Below are 18,329 nucleotides of genomic sequence, written 5' to 3'. Positions count from 1 at the left end.
TGTTTTATGATAAAGACTTCGAAAAAACTACTAAACGAACAAGAAATTATTGGAATTTTACAGTTCATTGTAGAAAAATCATATGAAGAAATTAAAGATGAAGAGGTTTTGCTTTGTCTAGAATGTGCAGATGTTGATTTAGAAATAGCTACTTCCAATCACTTCGAATTTCAAGAAGCGATAAAAAAGAATTTTGAAGTGGATGAATTTGGAGAAATTATTGATTATGATGAATATCGACAATTAATGTATGAATTATATGATTATTTCATAGACTTGCATATTAATAGCGTACTGTTTGATTTTTTTCCTGAAGGGGAATATGAGGTAGATGGAGAAATACTATGTTCTGATTCAGATATCATTGCTCCAAGAGGGAAATTTTACGCTCCATTTGAGCAGGCCGTGCAAAATAAATGATAAATGGCATGTAATATAATTGACAAATAGCTCTCCATTAAATATAGTATCTTTATATACTTATTTAAGTGGAGATTTTTTTATTATTAAAACCAAGTAAACTTATAAGAAATATTTGAAAAAGGTGTTTGATGCGGACGAAAGGGGAGAATTAAATGAAACAATCTGTATTCATCAATTGGAAAGAGGAACAATTATCGGCAACGATTGATTATCCTGATAACTTAAAGGAGGGAGTAAAATATCCCCTTGTTATTATTTGTCACGGTTTTATCGGAAGTAAGGTGGGAGTTGACAGGCTTTTTGTAAAAGCAGCGCAACAATTAAATCAGGATCAATTGATTGTCCTGCGCTTTGATTTATCAGGGTGTGGAGAAAGCAGCGGCAATTATGGTCAAACAGGATTACACGATTTTATTGATCAATTGAGGACGGTTATTGATTTTTCCTGTCAATTAAAACAAATTAATTCCAATCAAATTACATTACTTGGACACAGCCTAGGCGGGGCGACAGCTGTTTTAACAGCCGTAAAGGATGTGAGGATTAAACGATTAATTCTCTGGTCTTCGGTAGCATATCCATTAGAAGATATTAGCAGGATTGTTGGAAAGGAGAACGTTCGGTCATTAGAGCTTGTATCAGAATTCGATTATTTAGGATATTCTTTAACAATGCCATTCTTTGAATCACTTGCATTCTATCAGCCATTACAAAGCACTGTACATTATTCTGGAAATGTATTAATTGTTCATGGTACTGGTGATGATGATATTCCTGTCAAATATGCAAAAGAATATGAAAAGACACTTTCAAAACGATTAAGCGGTAAAGTGATAAGATATGAAATAAATGGAGCGAATCATACCTATTCTAATGCTGCACATTTCACTGAATTAATTCAAACAACTCGCAAATGGGTGTGCGATGAAATGAATATAGAACAAAAGCAAAACGTATCTAATTTTTGATGCGTTTTTTTAGAATATAAATAAATTCATAGGAAAGTGATGAAAAACGATGTTTGGACCGGTATTTTAATGAAAAACGAAACTTTTTGTCGAGTTTTGCGTATAAATAAAAGGTTAGGTTATTTTATTATTACATAAGGAGTGATTTTAGGAATGGAAAAAGAAGCAGAGGGAAAAATTCCAGGACCAAAGCTGTTAGGAATGATTTGGAGCCCGGGGGAACAATTTAATAAGATCCGCAAAAATCCTCGAATATGGATTCCTCTTTTAGTTGTTACAGTTTTGAACATAGCAGCTTATTTGATTATCGCTATGTCTATGACAGCAGAGGATTTAATGCTTCCAGGTATGACGACACAGGAAGCAGAAATGACTCTTGCGATTGCAAAAGCAACAACAGCAGTGTCAGGCTTTGCAGCACCGATTTTTGCTATTTTATTTTCCTCGCTTATTCATTTTATAATTGTTAAAATTGCTAGAAAAGAGACATCCTTTAAACAATTATTTTCTATGAATACTTATATTTCATTTATCACTGGAATTGGAACTCTATTGAATTTTGCTATTATGGCAGCGATTGGCGTAAGCAGTACGGATGGATATATCACAAGCCTTGGTGGTTTATTTAATAATAAATCCGGTATTTTAGGCGCATTTGAGCTATTTAGCATTTGGACCATGATTTTAACCGCACTAGGATTACATAAGGTTGGGCAGCTTTCGAAGACTGTATCATTCGTTATTGTTATTATTTTCTTCTTAATCACCCTCGCCATGGCAACGATAGGAAGCCTCTTTTCTAGCCTGGTGGGACTATAAATGAAGAATAAAATCTGGATTGCCGTTTCAGGATTTTGTCCAATTGAGTCATTGCGTTGTAAGCAAATGGTTAAAGCCTAAACAATTAGCATCGATTCTAATTGTTTAGGCTTTTTTACATTTATCCTACTCTTAACGGGCAGTAAGACCCTCACCTCAAGATTCTGAGTATAAAAAAAGAAGATAGGTGGGGGATCAACTGCCCGTAAAGGTCCATTCGTGGAATCACAGACTAAGAACGCCACATTCGTGGCAACGTCTGTGTGACCCACATCCTATGGGCCTCAACTAACCATCAGTGGGGAGGAAGAAAACCCCCGCTGATGGAAGTTTCACTTTATTAATGAATGTATTTATTGTAATTCCTGTTTCAGCTTTGTTTATCATATGATTGATATAAATAAATATACTCATCGAGCTTTTGGCTAAGATGGATTGTTTTTTCGTGATCTAATCCTTCTTTAATCCCGGTAAGGACAAGCTGCTCTCTAAGTAACTGTATATGCTGAAGTAATTTCTGTTTAAATAATGGATTGGTAACCGCGATATCCATCATATACCCCCGAACTATATTATATACTGGTTCCATTTAATAAGTGTATAGACTATTTAAATGTGATTTATCACACAATTTTATACTTTTCAAATATTTTAACACAAAGAGAGGAAGAATAATAAAAAAAATGCCATCAAAATCTGACATTATTTTTATTCGTCCATGATTGTCTTATTTGTTATAAAAATATTTTTATGTATAAGAATATTTCTTTCCAAATCCATTTATTTTTATACAAAAGAAGGAAGCTATTGATATAGCTTCCTTCTTTTTTGTATCAGCATTCTTACCAATGATGGGCCTTCGCGTTACTTCGCAAAATAATATTATTTTGACTTCTCTTCGTTTGTCCATTCACCTGTGACTTTTGATGTTTAGGTCTCGTCCAAGTATGAAGGAAAAGCTGGGAGTGAGAATCTACATGATCTCTGTAACTCATCGAATCACCTCTTCATTAGAATGGCTGAAACTTATGATAACCATTAGGGTATCATATCTAGTATGGGGTAAATAAGGTATCGATATGCATGTAAAATGGATAAATTCTGTGATATGATGGAGTAATCATTACAGCTCATGAAAAATTTAGATAGGATGAAACGATGGATAAAGGATTTTATAATGTAATGGAAGAAGTGATTTCAACACTTGTCAATGTTTTCATGATGAGCCCTGATTATCAAATCTTCTGTCATTGTTATAAATGCAGAAATGAAATCATCGCTCTTAGTTTAAATACTCTTCCCAGTCATTATGTAACAACAGAAGAAGGGAGAAACCGAGTATTTGAATATATAAATAGTGAAGAGAATCGTAAGTGGATAAATAATAAGCTTATTCAAGCTATTCATATTGTCGGAAAATATCCCAAACATGATGGTTAATTATAATCAGTTAGTGCCAATTGTTACAGATAAATCGAAACCATTGCTGTATACTGTCATTAACTAAAGTAAGTGATGGAATTTACAAGATTGTAATGAACCCATTATGAAAGGATATCTTTCGGAGGTACAATAAATGAATATGTATGAAATTATTCTATCTTATCTCGATCAAGCGGGACACGCGAGTATTCCTTCTATTTGTCAACAAGTAAATAATAATCCATTATTTATGAAAGAAAGAAAAAAGCCTGTTAGACATACACATATCAAGTCAGTAATTAGTAGAAAAAAAGATCTCTTTTATGTTCATAATGATATGGTCTCGCTACTTCCAGAGAGAAATCTAGTTTCATTAACCGCAAATATTGAAAAGTGTGGAAGTCCATGGTTCCAAGTAAAAGTAGATTTCAATTATAGACACTTTATCTTTTTTGAAATGAATCTAGATCCTTGTGAAAAATTGCAATATAGGCCGGTAGTATCAGGCAGTACAAACGAATTCAAACAGGAGATATACCGACTAAATATTTGGGACTGGGAACCGAATTATGATAAAGCTGGAATTGTCCTGGATGGTACAAGCTGGTCAGTAAAACTTGAAACAAGGTCTAAAACGTATAAAAGTGAAGGGCTGCAATGTTTCCCAAAAGAATGGACAAAATTTTGCTGTGCTCTTACGAAATTAACTGGTAAGAATATCATTTACTAATCCATTTAATGTTACTTTTATGTAAATATCTAGAGGCAGCTTATATGTATAAGATTGTAATAATTGTGAAAAATTATACTAGATATCTGACGTGGAGGTAATGAGTTTGAAAGAGGAGAAGTTAAGTGAATGTATAGATGAAAAGGATATTTTGCATCATCTTTTAGAGGAACAAATCGCTTATATTTGTGTCAAGGAAGAAGAAGAACAGTTGCGTGAAGAGCTGACAAACAATCATTCTCAAGAAAAATGAGAAGGATATTAGAATAACTAATATCCTTTTTATACGTGAAGAATTAGGTGGAGGCAGTTATTTTGAAAGATATTACTGTAAGAGAATTATTAGAAATGGAACATGTTGTACCAGTTGATGTAAGGTCGCCTGGTGAATTTGAGGAGGCATCTATTCCAGGTGCAGTAAATATTCCTATTTTTACAAATGAGGAGAGAAAAGAGGTTGGCACCCTTTATAAACAAACAGGGGCTAATGAGGCAAAATGGAGAGCAATGGAAATCGTTTCCCCAAAGCTTGCACAAATTCTTGGCTCTATTAAAAATATAAAGGACGAAGGTAAACAGCCAGTGTTATACTGTTGGCGTGGAGGGATGAGGAGTGCATCAATCGCTTCCTTCTTAGATTTGGCCGGTATTGAATCAGTCCGCATCTCAGGAGGATATCGGGCTTATCGTCAGTATATTTTAGAACAGATACCTATGTTAATACCTAAGCAGGCGCTTGTTCTTCATGGGATGACTGGTACAGGAAAAACAGAAATTTTAGTACAATTGCAGAAAAAGGGTTATCCAGTTATAGATTTAGAAGGAATGGCTGCTCACCGCGGTTCGCTTTTTGGGGCAGTAGGATTTGCAATTGATGGGAATAATCAAAAGACCTTTGACAGTTTATTATTTGAAAGTCTGCAAAAGATAAAGAGATTTTCTTATTTCATTATTGAGGCAGAAAGCAAGCGAATTGGAAGAGCAGGTCAGCCTGATGAGCTTTATGAGAAAAAAATTAATGGTTTAAATATTTATTTACATGCTTCCATTGAAACAAGAGTCATGCGTATTTATAATGAGTATGTAAAACCAAATGAAAATGAACCTTGGTTTCATGATACCATTCTAGAAAAGGTCGGATTAATAAAAAAACGCTTAAAAGATGATGAAGTATACAATACTTTGCTGGAGAATACAAAAAATAAACAGTATAGGGAGGTCATACGCTTACTACTGCAATATTATTATGACCCCCGTTATCAATTTAAACAACATGAGTATACAAACGATTTTACGGAAATACAAGCAGATCATCTCGAAAGGGCAATAGACGAGATTGAAAAGTATATTGAACAATATCTTCCTAAAATGGAAGAAACAGCACTAGAAATGTAAGCAACCTGGCATTTACAATGGCTAGGCTGTTTTTTGTTGAAAATGCCAGACATAAGTTAAACGGCTAAGGTTACCCTTATAGTAAGGAGTGATAAACCGTGGCAAAAGCAAAAACAAAAGACTATCTTACGACTGCTCCAGAAGAAGAAAAAGTTACCGTCGAAAATGGATCTATCTTTCCGAATGAAAAAATTGTTGCCGGTGATTCCGTAGATGAACATAAGAGAGTGGAAGAAGCCAATATCCTTATTGCAAGTAATGAAATAGGGCAGCAAAATGAGAATTTATAAGTTCACAGGAAGTAAAAAAAGAAATCGGCTTAATATAACCGATTTCTTTTTTTATTATCGTAATACATTAAAATATCTTGCTTCAGGATGGGAGAAGACTAGGGCTGTAACACTTGCCTCAGGCTCCATCATAAATCCTTCTGTCAGTTCAATCCCAATGTCCTCTGGAGAAATCAATTTGAATAGCTTCTGTTGATCCTCTAGATCAGGACATGCCGGGTAGCCGAATGAGAAGCGCTGGCCTTGATATTTGGCAGCAAATCGGTCCTTCATCGTAAAGTTCACAGGATCAGGGAATCCCCAGCGATCTCGAATTTGACGATGGATTAATTCAGCTAATCCTTCTGCTGTTTCCAATGCCAAGGCTTGCAGGGCATGACTCTCTAGAAATTTACCATCATTTTTTAAACGATCTGCAATTTGACGGATTCCTTTACCTGCTGTTACAGCAAAAAATGATACATAATCCATTTCTCCGCTGTCAACTGATTTTAAATAGTCTGCTAAGCAAAGGAAAGGTTCTGATTCCTGTCTAGGAAATTCAAATGTTTCAATTACTTTTGTTGTATCATTTGGATCATAGATAAGCACCTTGTCTCCATCTGACTGTGCAGGGAAAAATTGATAGACAGCAGCCGGTGTAATCCAGCCATTGTTGTTAGCATCCTCGATTAATCCATTGACGATTTCGTTTAATTTCAGTGCTTTTTCGTCCCTTTCTTTAAGCAGCTTTTCCAGTTTTCCTTTTAATCCGAGATGGTGGCCAATTAACGTCTGTTTATTAATATATGGTTCTACATGGGATAACGAATAAGACTTTAATAAATGCCGCTTTAAATCCTGCGGCGCAAAAACCGGCGCATCACTGATTACTTTTTTGCGGACTTTCACTGCAACTGAACCAGTTGGTCTTACGTATGGCTCAAGCGGTACAGCATTTTCCTTTTCTTTTTTTGCTTGAACTAATTTTTCAAATTCAGCCGGGTCCTGCAGCTGGTTGGCGAGAGACAGTCCGTTCATAGCGTCTTTTGCATAAAGAACGACACCATCATACTCTTTTGAAATTTTATTATCAGTAAATTTACGTGATAGGGCAGCGCCACCGACTAAAATTGGTATGTCTATACCAGCCTGCTTCATATCATGAGCAGTGATAACCATTTGTTGTGCCGATTTTACCAGTAAGCCAGACAATCCGACCATATCAGGTTTTTCCTTTTTAATGGTATCAATTAATTCAGCCGGTGCAACTTTGATACCAAGGTCAACCACTTCATAGCCATTATTCGTTAGTATGATATCTACAAGGTTTTTACCGATATCATGCACATCACCTTTTACAGTTGCAAGAACAATTTTTCCTTTTGCAGCCGATGTATCATTTTTTTCCATAAATGGCTCTAAGTAAGAGACAGCGGCTTTCATGACCTCGGCACTTTGCAGCACTTCAGCAACAATTAGTTGGTTATCATTAAATAAACGGCCGACTTCCTTCATACCTTCCATAAGCGGGCCATTGATAATATCAAGCGGTGCTGGATAGCTCTCTAAAGCCGACTCCAAATCTGGAATCAAGCCTTCTTTTGTACCTTCGACAACATAGTAGGAGAGCCGTTCTTCAAGAGTCATATCAGGCAGGCCGCTTTTTGTTTCTTTTTTCTTATCACGGTAAAAGTCAGTAAACTCAGCCAATGACTGATCTGTTGTTTCAAAAAGAAGTCGTTCAGCCATGGCAACTTCTTCTTTTGAAATGGAAGCAAAACGTTCTAACTTTTCTGTGTTGACAATCGCATAATCAAGACCTGCTAAAGTACAGTGATATAAATAAACAGAATTTAGAATCTCGCGACCAACCGGCGGCAACCCGAAAGACACATTACTTACACCGAGTATGGTTTGGACTTCCGGGAATTTCGCCTTGATCATTCGGATGCCTTCAACGGTTGCTTTGGCGGAGCCAATATATTGTTCATCACCAGTTCCAACCGGGAAAACAAGCGGATCAAAAATAATATCCTGTGGTGGAATTCCGTATTTCTCCACTAATAGTTGGTAGGATCTCTCGGCTATTTCAAGTTTCTTTTCAGCTGTAACACCCATCCCTTTTTCATCAATTGTTCCTACCACAACAGCAGCACCATATTTGTGGATAAGTGGAGCAATGGCTTGAAAACGTTCCTCTCCATCCTCCAGGTTAATTGAATTGATGATTGCTTTCCCTTGGGAATAGGAAAGGGCTTTTTCTATTACGGCTTCATCGGTAGAATCGATGACAAGAGGTACTTTTACTTTTTTAACGACTTCTTTGATAAAGTTCTCCATGTCATCCATTTCATCGCGATCAGGATCGGCGAGACAGAGGTCAATGACATGAGCCCCTTTTTTCACTTGAGCTCGTGCAATTTCAGCTGCTTCCTCAAATTTTCCTTCAGCAATCAGGCGTTTAAACTTTCTTGAGCCAATGACATTTGTTCGTTCTCCAACCATAATGGGTCTTAGTGTTGGGTCATCATAAATAAATGCTTCAATGCCGGAAACCATGTGAAGATTATGCTCTTCACGCTGTCTTGGCTGGTAGTTTTGCATGGCTTTTGAAATGGCTTTAATGTGTTCAGGTGTTGTGCCGCAGCATCCGCCAACAATGTTAAGCCAGCCTTCTTGTGCAAATCCTGACAATTTTTGCGCCAGTGATTCAGGTGTTTCATGATAATGGCCTTCTTCGTCAGGAAGTCCAGCGTTTGGATAACAACTGACAGCAGAGGTTGACAGCTTAGCTAAGGATCGAATATGATCCTGCATAAATTCAGGACCGGTCGCACAATTCAATCCAATGGCGATTGGTTTCATATGCTCAACTGAAATATAGAATGCTTCAATTGACTGTCCTGCGAGAGTCGTGCCCATTGGTTCAATTGTCCCGGAAATCATAAGTGGCAGAGTGGTCCCCGTTTTTTCAAATGCCTGTTGGATTCCGAGAAAGCCTGCTTTTACATTCAATAAGTCCTGGCTTGTTTCAAGTAACAGAGCATCAGCACCGCCGTCAATTAGACCACGGGCCTGTTCTTCATAATCCTGCGTTAACTCGAGAAAAGTTGTTCCACCTGTAACGCTTAATGTTTTAGTTGTGGGTCCCATAGAACCGGCAACATATCTCGGCCATGATGGGGTAGAATAGCTGTCTGCAGCTCGTTTTGCTATTTCAGCGGCAATTTTATTAATTTCATAAGCTTTAGCACCTAAATCGTATTCATCAAGTACAATTCGCGTTCCACCGAATGTATTCGTTTCAATTATATCTGCGCCTGCTTCTAAATACTGCCTGTGAATGGATTCAATGACATCAGGACGGGTGAGATTTAAATTCTCATTACAACCTTCTAATTGTTCTCCGCCAAAGTCATCAGCAGAAAGATCAGCTTGTTGCAGCATCGTGCCCATGGCACCGTCCATAATGAGAATTTTCTTGTTCATTTGTTCTGTTATTGATGCTTTAGACACGGTGTTTCCTCCTTAATCTCTCTGATGTTTGATTTGCATATTCGGATAATTCAACAGTCATTTCATATCGCAAAAACGGAGTAATGAGATAAATGCCGTTAAATAATTCAGCCGCGGTATCAATAAGTGCTTTTGTGATATTTATTCCTTCTTGTGATGCTTTTATTGGGTCATCTTTATAGGCTGCCATACTATTACGAATAGAATCAGCAATTTTAATGCCAGGTACTTCATGATGAAGGAATTCGGCATTTTTACTGCTTGTTAATGGCATTAATCCAATATAAATAGGAGTATCTAAATGTTTGGTTTCTTCATATATACTAATGATTTTTTCTTCTGAATAAACAGGCTGAGTAATAAAATAATCTGCACCATAGGTTATTTTTTTCTCAAGTCTTTGTACTGCTTTATCAAGCTGACGTACATTTGGATTAAAGGCTGCTGCTACAGAAAATGAAGTTTTTTGTCCTAAATCCTTTCCAGAAAACGATAGACCTTCGTTAAATTGCTTAATCATTTGTATAAGCTCAAAAGAAGAAACATCGTATACAGAAGAGGCTCCGGGAAAATCACCGACTCTTGCCGGGTCACCGGTAATGGCTAGCAAATCATGTAATCCCAATGTGTGCAATCCCATTAAATGGGATTGTAATCCAATCACATTACGGTCGCGGCATGTAATATGAATGAGTGGACGTACCCCGGTTTGCTGCTTTACCAAATGGCCTAATGCCGAGTTGGATATTCTTGGTGAAGCAAGTGAATTATCAGCCATTGTGATGGCATCAATCCCTTTTTCTTTTAAGGCTTGCACACCTCTAAAATACTTAGTTGTATCTAGTTTTTTGGGAGGATCTAACTCAACAATCACCGATGGTCGTTCTTTCACAATATTTTGCAGAGGAAGATATTCTCGTTCAATAGTTGGTGTGGAAATGACAATTTTCTCTTCCTTTATTTTTAGTGCCTTCTCCTGTACAGGCTCAGTATCTTTAAGCTCTAAGGCAAATGCACGGATATGTTCAGGTGTTGTGCCGCAGCATCCGCCTAGTAAGCGGACACCTTGTTCACGGAAGGATTGAGCTGATTTTCGGAAATAGTCTGGATCGCCGTCATAATGAAAAACTCCGTCTGTATAAGCAGGCAGTCCAGCATTCGGATAGGCGGATAAGTACGCTTTGGACGGGATGGCAATTTGTTCTAATGCCATCAGCATATGATGGGGGCCAAAGCGGCAATTTAAACCGACAACGTCAGCACCTAAACTTTCTAGTCGATTTAAAGCTTCTCCGATAGTAGTATGATCCTGAAGTATTCCAACTTCCTGCATGGATACTTGGGCAATAATCGGTATATCGGTCTCTTTTCTAGCAATCGCAAGAACTGTTTCTAGCTCTTCTAAATCATAATAGGTTTCTAGTAAAATACCGTCTACTCCTTCAAGCAGTAAGCAGTATAATTGTTCACGGAAACTTCTTTTTATTTCTTCGATTGAAATAGCTTGCGGGTTAATTCCACGATTTCCGCCCATACTTCCAACGATATAAGCCTTTGATTGGACAGCTTGTTTAGCAAGTTGGACAGCTTTGCTGTTGATTTCCTTTACAGAATCCTCTAAACCATAACGGCTAAGCTTTAAGTAATTGGCCGCATAAGTATTTGTTTGAATAATCTGTGCACCTGCATCCAAATAGGCCTTATGGATATCCATAATCTGCTCTGAATGTGAGAGGTTCAGCTGTTCAATGCAACTGTCTTTTCCATAAGAATAGAGGAGAGTACCCATTGCGCCGTCAGCTATTAATATTTCATTTTCTAGTCTTTTTAAAAAATTCATGTAATCATCCCCGGTCAAAATTTTATTGCTTTACTTTATCTAGTGCCTCGGAGAAATCCTTTATTAAATCTTCAGGATTTTCAAGTCCAACTGAAAGACGTAAGAGACTGTTCGTAATTCCACGCTGTGCTCGCTCTTCTTCAGGCATTGCTGCATGTGACATTTTTGCTGGATAAGAGAGAATGGACTCAACTGCACCAAGACTTACTGCAAAAACAGGAATTTTTACATTTTCAACAAACGTTCTGAATACGGCTTCATTCTTTAACTCAAAAGATAGGACAGCACCGGCTGAAGATGCTTGTGTACGCTGGATGTCATATTGCGGATGGTCAGCCAAGCCAGGATAATAAACCTTACTCACAAGTGGATGCTCCTTGAAGAAGTTGGCTAATCTTTCAGCAGCTAAAACAGAATGCTCCAGACGGACATGAAGTGTTTTTAAGCCGCGAAGAACAAGCCACGCATCTTGCACACCAAGAACCGCACCAAATGAATTTTGTAAGAAATAAAGTCTTTCAGCTAGAGCAGGGTCCTTCACAACTGCGAGGCCTGCCACAACATCACTATGACCTGATAAGAATTTAGTGGCACTGTGCAGGACAATGTCAGCACCAAGTGCAAGCGGCTTTTGAATAGCTGGTGTTAAAAATGTATTGTCAACGAAGGTTAAAGCTCCATGGCTTTTAGCAAGGTCGCTAACTGCCTTAATATCTGTTACTTTCAATAACGGATTAGAAGGTGTTTCAACATAAAACAGCTTTGTGTTCGGTTGAATGGCCTGTTTGATTGCTTCTAGATCAGTCATGTCAACGAACGTATGACTGATTCCAAAGCGGATTAGAACCTGTGATACCATTCTAAAGGTACCGCCGTATACATCTTCAGAAATCACGACATGATCATCTTTAGACAGTAATAAAAAGGCTGTAGAAATGGCAGCCATTCCGGAGGAAAAAGCAAAGCCGCGGCAGCCTTCCTCCAATTCTGCAATTACCTCCTCTAAAGCTTCCCTCGTTGGATTTCCGCTTCGGCTATAATCGTATTTTCCAAATGTATCAATATCATTTTGATGAAAAGTAGAAGCATGTTGTATCGGGACACTTACACCCCCTGTTGCCGGATCAAATTTATGTTTATTGTGAAGTAAATTTGTTTGAAATGTATATTGGTTACTCATGAATAACAATCTCCTTTTTAACAGCTGCCAATGACTGTGTTAAATCATTGATAATATCTTGTACATTTTCAATTCCTACAGAAAAACGTAATAAACGATTATCAACACCTGTTTCGTTGCGGACTTCTTCCGGAATATCTGCATGTGTTTGCGTAGCCGGGTAGGTGATAAAGCTCTCAACTCCGCCTAGACTTTCGGCAAAACAGATTAATTTTAGATTTTGTAAAAATGGGTTTACCCATTTTTCACTAATAATGCGAAAGGAAATCATTCCGCCGTGCCCTGGATAAAGTACATCGGTAATGCTCTCATGCTTTTTTAAAAATTCGACAATTTCCTTGGCGTTTTGTTCATGGCGCTCCATTCTCAAAGCAAGAGTTTTCATTCCTCGCATTAATAGCCATGAATCAAATGGACTTAACACAGCTCCAGCTGCATTATGGTATTTAGCTAGTTTTTCGCAAAGCTCAGTTCCTTTAGCAACGATTAAGCCAGCAAGGACATCGTTATGCCCGCCTAAATATTTGGTGGCACTATGAATCACGATATCTGCTCCAAGAAGAATCGGCTGTTGCAGGATAGGGGTATAAAATGTATTATCAACAATTAATAAAATATTGTGTTTTTTTGCAATTCGTGCAGCTTCAGAAATATCCGTTTGCTCCATGAGAGGGTTTGTCGGAGTTTCTAGGAAGATTGCTTTTGTTTGAGGGGTAATTTCCTTTTCGATATTCTGAACATCACTTGTATTGGTATAACGACAGGTTAATCCCCATTTTTTGAAGCCTTCCTCAAGAATGCGGTACGTACCTCCATATAAATCCTTCGATACAATCCATTCATCACCGGATTGAAATAGAGAAAGAACCGTTAAAATGGCAGCCATGCCAGAGCTGCATGCATATCCGCGGTCTCCGCCTTCTAAATCTGCAATAGCTTCCTCAAGAATCTGTCTTGTCGGATTAGCTGTACGGCTGTAATCAAAGCCGGTAGACTGGCCGATTCCAGCATGGCGATAAGCAGTAGAAAAATAGACAGGTGCACTAACCGTGCCTGTTACTTCTTCGCTTCTATTTCCAATTTGCGCTAGCTTCGTATCTGTTCTATACATATAATAACACTCCTTATTCTTCAGAAAGGGGGGAGATACAACTCCTAACCGCCTTTTCATGTTGATATTTCTTATAAGTGTACTTGGTTAAAAAGGGTGCTTTTACCCAAAAGAAAAAGTCTTCTTAAAGAAGAAGACTTTAGTTTATTGAATAAACAGGACTTCTTCTTATCTTTCAAGTTTATATATAAACTTGCTGGAATTAGCACCTTTTCAATACATGGCATTGAAGGTTGCTGAGGTGTCCCTGGGCCATCCCCTCTACCTCTCTTGATAAGAAATCATGATTAATTTCTTAAACTTTACTACAATAGAATAAAACTTGCAATCATTTTTATAAAAATAACGATAATTTACATTTTTATAAATATCATTTGATAATTTATATAACATAAAATTATTATGTAAACTAAAATGAAAATGTTAAAGTATCAATGAAACATAATTTTTTGTCTAACTTCAGTGCTTAGCCCCTCCAAGATGCTGGAGCTTTTCTAATTTGTGAAGAAAGGTTCATAAACTCTGTTAAGAGTAAATAAACATGCTAGTAATCGCAATTTACTTTCGAGAGGGGACCATTTTTTATGGAGAAGCCAAAAAGGGAGCAGCATCGATTAAAAGACTTTTATGGTCCGAATCTTGGCTATGTGATAGACATGTATGAAAGATATAAGGAAAATCCTCTATCTGTTGACGAGGACTTAAGAGACTATTTTCAAGTTTGGGGAAGTATACTAAACGATGCCGATAGAATGGAACAAAAACCGACTTACTCATTGGAATGGTTTCAAAAGATACAGTCAGCCATTAAGTTGGCTGATAAAACGCGTGATTATGGACATTTAGCGGCAGATATTTATCCTTTGAAGGATCATCTTCCTGAGAGCAGGCATCTGGAGCCTTCTTATTATGGATTAGAACCGGCTGATTTAAAGTTGATTCCTGCTGAAATCATCTGCCCGTATGGACTAGATAATGTTCAAAATGGGCTGGATGCTTTTGAATATTTAAAAAGTGTGTACACAAGTAAGCTTGCCTATGAATTTCATCATGTTAGCAATATTGCTGAAAAAAAGTGGCTGCAGGAAAAAGTTGAAAAACATTTAATGCTAAATCTTTTAAACAAAGAAAAACAAATGAATTTGTTGAAGCGATTAACAGAAGTGGCTGAGTTTGAACGATTTCTCCATCGAACCTATGTGGGTCAGAAACGATTTTCTATAGAGGGGCTTGATACGCTGGTACCTTTACTAGATGAAATAATAGAAGAGACAGTAAAAGCCGATACACACACCATTAATATTGGAATGGCCCACAGGGGGCGGTTAAATGTTTTGGCCCATGTACTTGGTAAACCGTATGAAGCTATTTTTGCTGAGTTTCAGTATGCACCCAATAAAAAACTTGTTCCATCAGAAGGATCAATTGGAATAAATTTTGGCTGGACAGGAGATGTGAAGTATCATCTAGGATTAGACCGTCAGATAAAAAAAGAAAGTACCAAGACTGTACGATTAAATTTAGCTAATAACCCAAGTCATCTTGAGTTTGTCGGAGCAGTTGTTGAAGGTTTTACTCGTGCTGCCCAGGATAATCGAATGGAAAGAGGCTATCCAAAGGAAAGCCCAGAATCTGCTTTATCCATTATTATTCATGGTGATGCTGCATTTCCGGGACAGGGAATTGTAGCAGAAACACTTAATCTTGGGAATTTAAAAGGATATCGGACAAACGGCACCATCCATATTATCGCTAATAACACGATAGGCTTTACAACGGAATCCCATGATTCCCGTTCTACAAGATATGCAAGTGATTTGGCGAAAGGATATGAAATTCCAATTGTTCATGTAAATGCCGATGACCCTGATAGCTGTATACAGGCAGCAAAACTTGCCTGTGAATATCGTAGAAAATTTCAAAAGGACTTTTTAATTGATTTAATCGGTTACCGCCGTTTTGGTCATAACGAAATGGATGAACCGATGATGACGAATCCCCTCATGTACAAGATGATTCAAAAGCATCCAACTGTAAAGGAGCTTTATGGAAACAAACTTCTGCAGAATGGTGTGATAACAGAACAATCAAAGCAAGCACTTGAAAAATCTGTTCATGAGAATCTACAAAACTCTTATAAAAAAGTAACAGCAGAAAAGCATGATGCTGCCATTCAAAATCCTCCTCCCACAATTGAAAAAGGGTTTGGAAAAATAAAAACCGCTGTTTCAATGGAAAAGTTATTACATTTCAATCGAGAGCTTCATAGTTGGCCGGAATCATTTACCATCAATCAGAAGCTGGAGAAAATTTTGCAAAGAAGAAAATCTCTTTTTGAAATAGAAGGAAAAGTGGAGTGGAGTCTAGCCGAAAGCCTTGCCTTTGCTTCCATACTTTCAGATGGAGTTCCGATAAGATTGACGGGCCAAGATTCCGAAAGAGGAACATTTGCCCAGAGAAATCTAGTTATTCACGATTCAAAGTCCGGTCAGTCTTATTTGCCGCTTCATATCTTATCAACTGCAAAGGCTTCTTTCGCTATTCATAACAGCCCTTTATCAGAAGGGGCAGTACTTGGCTTTGAATATGGTTATAATGTTTTTGCTCCTGAGACGCTTGTCCTTTGGGAAGCTCAGTACGGAGATTTTGCTAATTCTGCCCAAGTAATCTTTGATCAATTTATAGCGGCAGGAAGGGCAAAATGGGGCCAAAAGTCAGGCTTAGTCATTCTTCTTCCGCATGGTTATGAAGGGCAGGGACCGGAGCATTCTAGTGGAAGAGTTGAACGATTTTTATTACTTGCTGCAGAGAATAACTGGACAGTGGCTAATTTAACTAGTGCAGCGCAATATTTTCATATTTTAAGACGTCAGGCAGCTATATTAAACTCAGATGTTGTAAGACCTCTTGTTATCATGACTCCTAAAAGTTTGCTTCGTAATCCCTTGGTTGCTTGTACTAGTTTATCTTTGAGTCAGGGGGTATTTCTGCCTGTAATGGAGCAGAAAGGTCTAGGAAATGATATCAAAAAGGTCGAAAGGGTTGTGTTTTGTACGGGAAAAATAGCAATCGATTTGGAACAGCGGCTTGAATACGAAACTGAAAATGCGTGGCTTCATATTGTTAGAATTGAAGAAATATATCCGTTTCCTGAGGAAGAAATTTGGGTAATTCTTCAACGATATCCAAATCTTAAAGAATTGATTTGGGTACAGGAAGAGCCGAAGAATATGGGGGCATGGTATTTTGTTGAACCATTTTTAAGAAAAATGGGAACACAGAAAAATCTATCTTTATCTTATGTAGGAAGACGCCGGAGGTCTAGTCCGGCGGAAGGTGACCCTAACGTCCATAAAAAGGAACAGGCACGGATAATCTCACAAGTTTTAACAAAAGGGGGCGGGTGATGTTGGCGGTCATAAAAGTACCTGAGCTGGCTGAATCAATCACGGAAGGTACAATCGTTCAATGGTTTAAAAAGGCAGGGGACCTCATTGTGAAGGGGGATTATATAGCTGAACTCGAAACTGATAAGGTGAATATTGAAATTATCTCTGAATACAGCGGAATTCTTTATGAAGTTAAAGCGATGGAAGGAAGTACGGTAAAAGTGGGAGAAGTGATTGCTGTTATAAAGGAAAACGAGGAGCAAGTCCGTGTAACAATGACAGAAAAACATAAAGAAGCACATATGCCAGAGTCACCCGCCTTAGAAAAAAAACCACCGCCTGATCAAACGGGTGCGATGGAGAAACGGCATCAAATAGTCTCTCCGGCAGCTAGAAAATTAGCTCGTGAAAAAGGAATTAATCTGAATAATGTCCCAACCATCGATCCACTAGGGAGAATTCGTCTACAGGATGTTCAGCGATATGAAGCGGCTGTTTCTACTCAATCAACGATGCTCTCATCGGAGGAAACGAAAAAAATTCTTAAAGTTGAAGAAAGGTCAGTTGAAAGAATTCGCATGAGCAGACGCCGGCAAACAATAGCGAGGAATTTAGTTGACACAAAGCAAAATACAGCGATGCTTACGACCTTTAATGAAATAGATATGACCGACTTGATAAGCTTTAGAAATAACCGTAAAAAACAGTTCTTTCAGGAATTTGGAGTTAAGCTCGGATATATGTCCTTCTTTACAAAAGCGGCAGTTGCAGCTTTGAAAAAGTTTCCATTGCTAAATGCAGAAATCCAATATGATGAAATCTTGATAAAAAAGTATTATGATATTGGAATTGCAGTATCTACGAATCAGGGATTAGTAGTCCCAGTTGTTCGAAATGCGGATAATAAAAATGTGGCTGAAATAGAAATGGCTATTTTTGAATTGGCTGAAAAGGCGAGGAATAACAGCCTAGAAATCCGTGATTTGCAAGGCGGTACGTTTACGATTACAAATGGGGGAATTTTTGGTTCTCTTTTGTCAACTCCCATTTTAAATGGCCCACAGTCGGCGATATTAGGTATGCATGCCATTCAGCTTAGGCCAACAGCGATCGATGCGGAAAGGATGGAAAATCGCCAGATGATGTATGTTGCCCTAACATATGATCATCGTTTAATTGATGGGAAAGAAGCTGTGTCGTTTTTAAAACATATAAAATCCTTAATCGAAGATCCAGAATCCTTATTATTTGCTTAAAGAGGGTA

At 37.8% G+C, this 18,329-nt stretch carries 16 protein-coding genes and 1 riboswitch; of the genes, 10 read left to right on the top strand and 6 right to left on the bottom strand.

Features of this window, described 5'->3' with window-relative positions; all coding sequences use genetic code 11:
- Window positions 1-6 precede the first annotated feature (6 nt).
- The 3 genes from F4V44_RS07685 to F4V44_RS07675 all read left to right on the top strand — a co-directional run bounded on the left by F4V44_RS07685 (window position 7) and on the right by F4V44_RS07675 (window position 2,210).
- Window positions 7-420, top strand: coding sequence for a hypothetical protein (locus tag F4V44_RS07685; protein WP_150439416.1), 414 nt, complete (start codon window positions 7-9; stop codon window positions 418-420).
- Window positions 421-575: 155 nt separating this feature from the next.
- Complete coding sequence (locus F4V44_RS07680; RefSeq protein ID WP_150439415.1) at window positions 576-1,391, top strand: alpha/beta hydrolase; 816 nt, start codon at window positions 576-578, stop codon at window positions 1,389-1,391.
- A 153-nt stretch (window positions 1,392-1,544) separates the two neighbouring features.
- Entirely contained in the window at window positions 1,545-2,210 is a 666-nt protein-coding gene (locus tag F4V44_RS07675) for a YIP1 family protein (protein WP_150439414.1), read from the top strand.
- Between the two features lie 370 nt (window positions 2,211-2,580).
- On the opposite strand, the gene F4V44_RS07670 is transcribed toward F4V44_RS07675, so the two are convergent.
- Together F4V44_RS07670 and F4V44_RS07665 are read right to left on the bottom strand one after the other, a co-directional pair.
- A complete protein-coding gene (locus F4V44_RS07670) occupies window positions 2,581-2,763 on the bottom strand; it encodes an aspartyl-phosphate phosphatase Spo0E family protein (protein ID WP_191090608.1) in 183 nt (60 codons plus the stop codon).
- Window positions 2,764-3,052: 289 nt separating this feature from the next.
- Window positions 3,053-3,205, bottom strand: a complete 153-nt coding sequence (locus F4V44_RS07665) for a YpzG family protein (protein WP_150439412.1) — start codon at window positions 3,203-3,205, stop codon at window positions 3,053-3,055.
- Between the two features lie 163 nt (window positions 3,206-3,368).
- On the opposite strand from F4V44_RS07665, the gene F4V44_RS07660 reads away from it, so the two are divergent.
- The 5 genes from F4V44_RS07660 (at window position 3,369) to F4V44_RS07645 (ending at window position 6,047) form a co-directional block, all read left to right on the top strand.
- Window positions 3,369-3,650 (top strand): late competence development ComFB family protein, encoded by a 282-nt coding sequence (locus F4V44_RS07660; protein WP_223881835.1) that lies wholly within the window; start codon window positions 3,369-3,371, stop codon window positions 3,648-3,650.
- A gap of 136 nt (window positions 3,651-3,786) precedes the next feature.
- Window positions 3,787-4,362, top strand: a complete 576-nt coding sequence (locus F4V44_RS07655; protein WP_150439411.1) for a hypothetical protein — start codon at window positions 3,787-3,789, stop codon at window positions 4,360-4,362.
- A gap of 106 nt (window positions 4,363-4,468) precedes the next feature.
- Complete coding sequence (locus tag F4V44_RS27290; RefSeq protein WP_191090607.1) at window positions 4,469-4,615, top strand: hypothetical protein; 147 nt, start codon at window positions 4,469-4,471, stop codon at window positions 4,613-4,615.
- A gap of 62 nt (window positions 4,616-4,677) precedes the next feature.
- Window positions 4,678-5,757, top strand: coding sequence for a tRNA 2-selenouridine(34) synthase MnmH (gene mnmH / locus F4V44_RS07650; protein WP_150439410.1), 1,080 nt, complete (start codon window positions 4,678-4,680; stop codon window positions 5,755-5,757).
- A 98-nt stretch (window positions 5,758-5,855) separates the two neighbouring features.
- Window positions 5,856-6,047 carry a hypothetical protein gene (locus F4V44_RS07645; RefSeq protein ID WP_150439409.1) on the top strand — a complete coding sequence of 64 codons (192 nt, stop codon included), beginning with the start codon at window positions 5,856-5,858 and terminating at the stop codon, window positions 6,045-6,047.
- A gap of 54 nt (window positions 6,048-6,101) precedes the next feature.
- Here the strand turns inward: F4V44_RS07645 and metH are convergent, their stop codons facing one another.
- The 4 genes from metH to F4V44_RS07625 are packed head-to-tail and all read right to left on the bottom strand — an operon-like array spanning window position 6,102 to window position 13,676.
- Complete coding sequence (gene metH, locus F4V44_RS07640) at window positions 6,102-9,518, bottom strand: methionine synthase (protein ID WP_396897494.1); 3,417 nt, start codon at window positions 9,516-9,518, stop codon at window positions 6,102-6,104.
- A 19-nt stretch (window positions 9,519-9,537) separates the two neighbouring features.
- Window positions 9,538-11,385: a bifunctional homocysteine S-methyltransferase/methylenetetrahydrofolate reductase gene (locus F4V44_RS07635; protein ID WP_150439407.1), complete on the bottom strand. Its 1,848-nt coding sequence runs from the start codon at window positions 11,383-11,385 to the stop codon at window positions 9,538-9,540.
- Window positions 11,386-11,407: 22 nt separating this feature from the next.
- Complete coding sequence (metC, locus tag F4V44_RS07630; protein ID WP_150439406.1) at window positions 11,408-12,565, bottom strand: cystathionine beta-lyase; 1,158 nt, start codon at window positions 12,563-12,565, stop codon at window positions 11,408-11,410.
- Window positions 12,558-13,676 (bottom strand): methionine biosynthesis PLP-dependent protein, encoded by a 1,119-nt coding sequence (locus F4V44_RS07625; protein ID WP_150439405.1) that lies wholly within the window; start codon window positions 13,674-13,676, stop codon window positions 12,558-12,560. Before F4V44_RS07625 ends, metC begins: the two co-directional genes overlap by 8 nt.
- Before the next feature lie 165 nt (window positions 13,677-13,841).
- Window positions 13,842-13,956: riboswitch (SAM riboswitch) on the bottom strand.
- A 304-nt stretch (window positions 13,957-14,260) separates the two neighbouring features.
- Here F4V44_RS07625 and F4V44_RS07620 point away from each other — a divergent pair.
- Both F4V44_RS07620 and odhB read left to right on the top strand, forming a co-directional pair.
- Window positions 14,261-17,083: a 2-oxoglutarate dehydrogenase E1 component gene (locus F4V44_RS07620; RefSeq protein WP_150439404.1), complete on the top strand. Its 2,823-nt coding sequence runs from the start codon at window positions 14,261-14,263 to the stop codon at window positions 17,081-17,083.
- Window positions 17,084-17,085: 2 nt separating this feature from the next.
- Window positions 17,086-18,321 (top strand): 2-oxoglutarate dehydrogenase complex dihydrolipoyllysine-residue succinyltransferase, encoded by a 1,236-nt coding sequence (odhB, locus tag F4V44_RS07615; protein WP_150440088.1) that lies wholly within the window; start codon window positions 17,086-17,088, stop codon window positions 18,319-18,321.
- The last annotated feature ends 8 nt before the right edge of the window (window positions 18,322-18,329 follow it).

It is taken from the genome of Niallia endozanthoxylica, assembly GCF_008710145.1.
Lineage (GTDB): Bacteria > Bacillota > Bacilli > Bacillales > Cytobacillaceae > Bacillus_BD > Bacillus_BD endozanthoxylica.
This window is presented reverse-complemented; position numbering and strand designations above follow the sequence as displayed.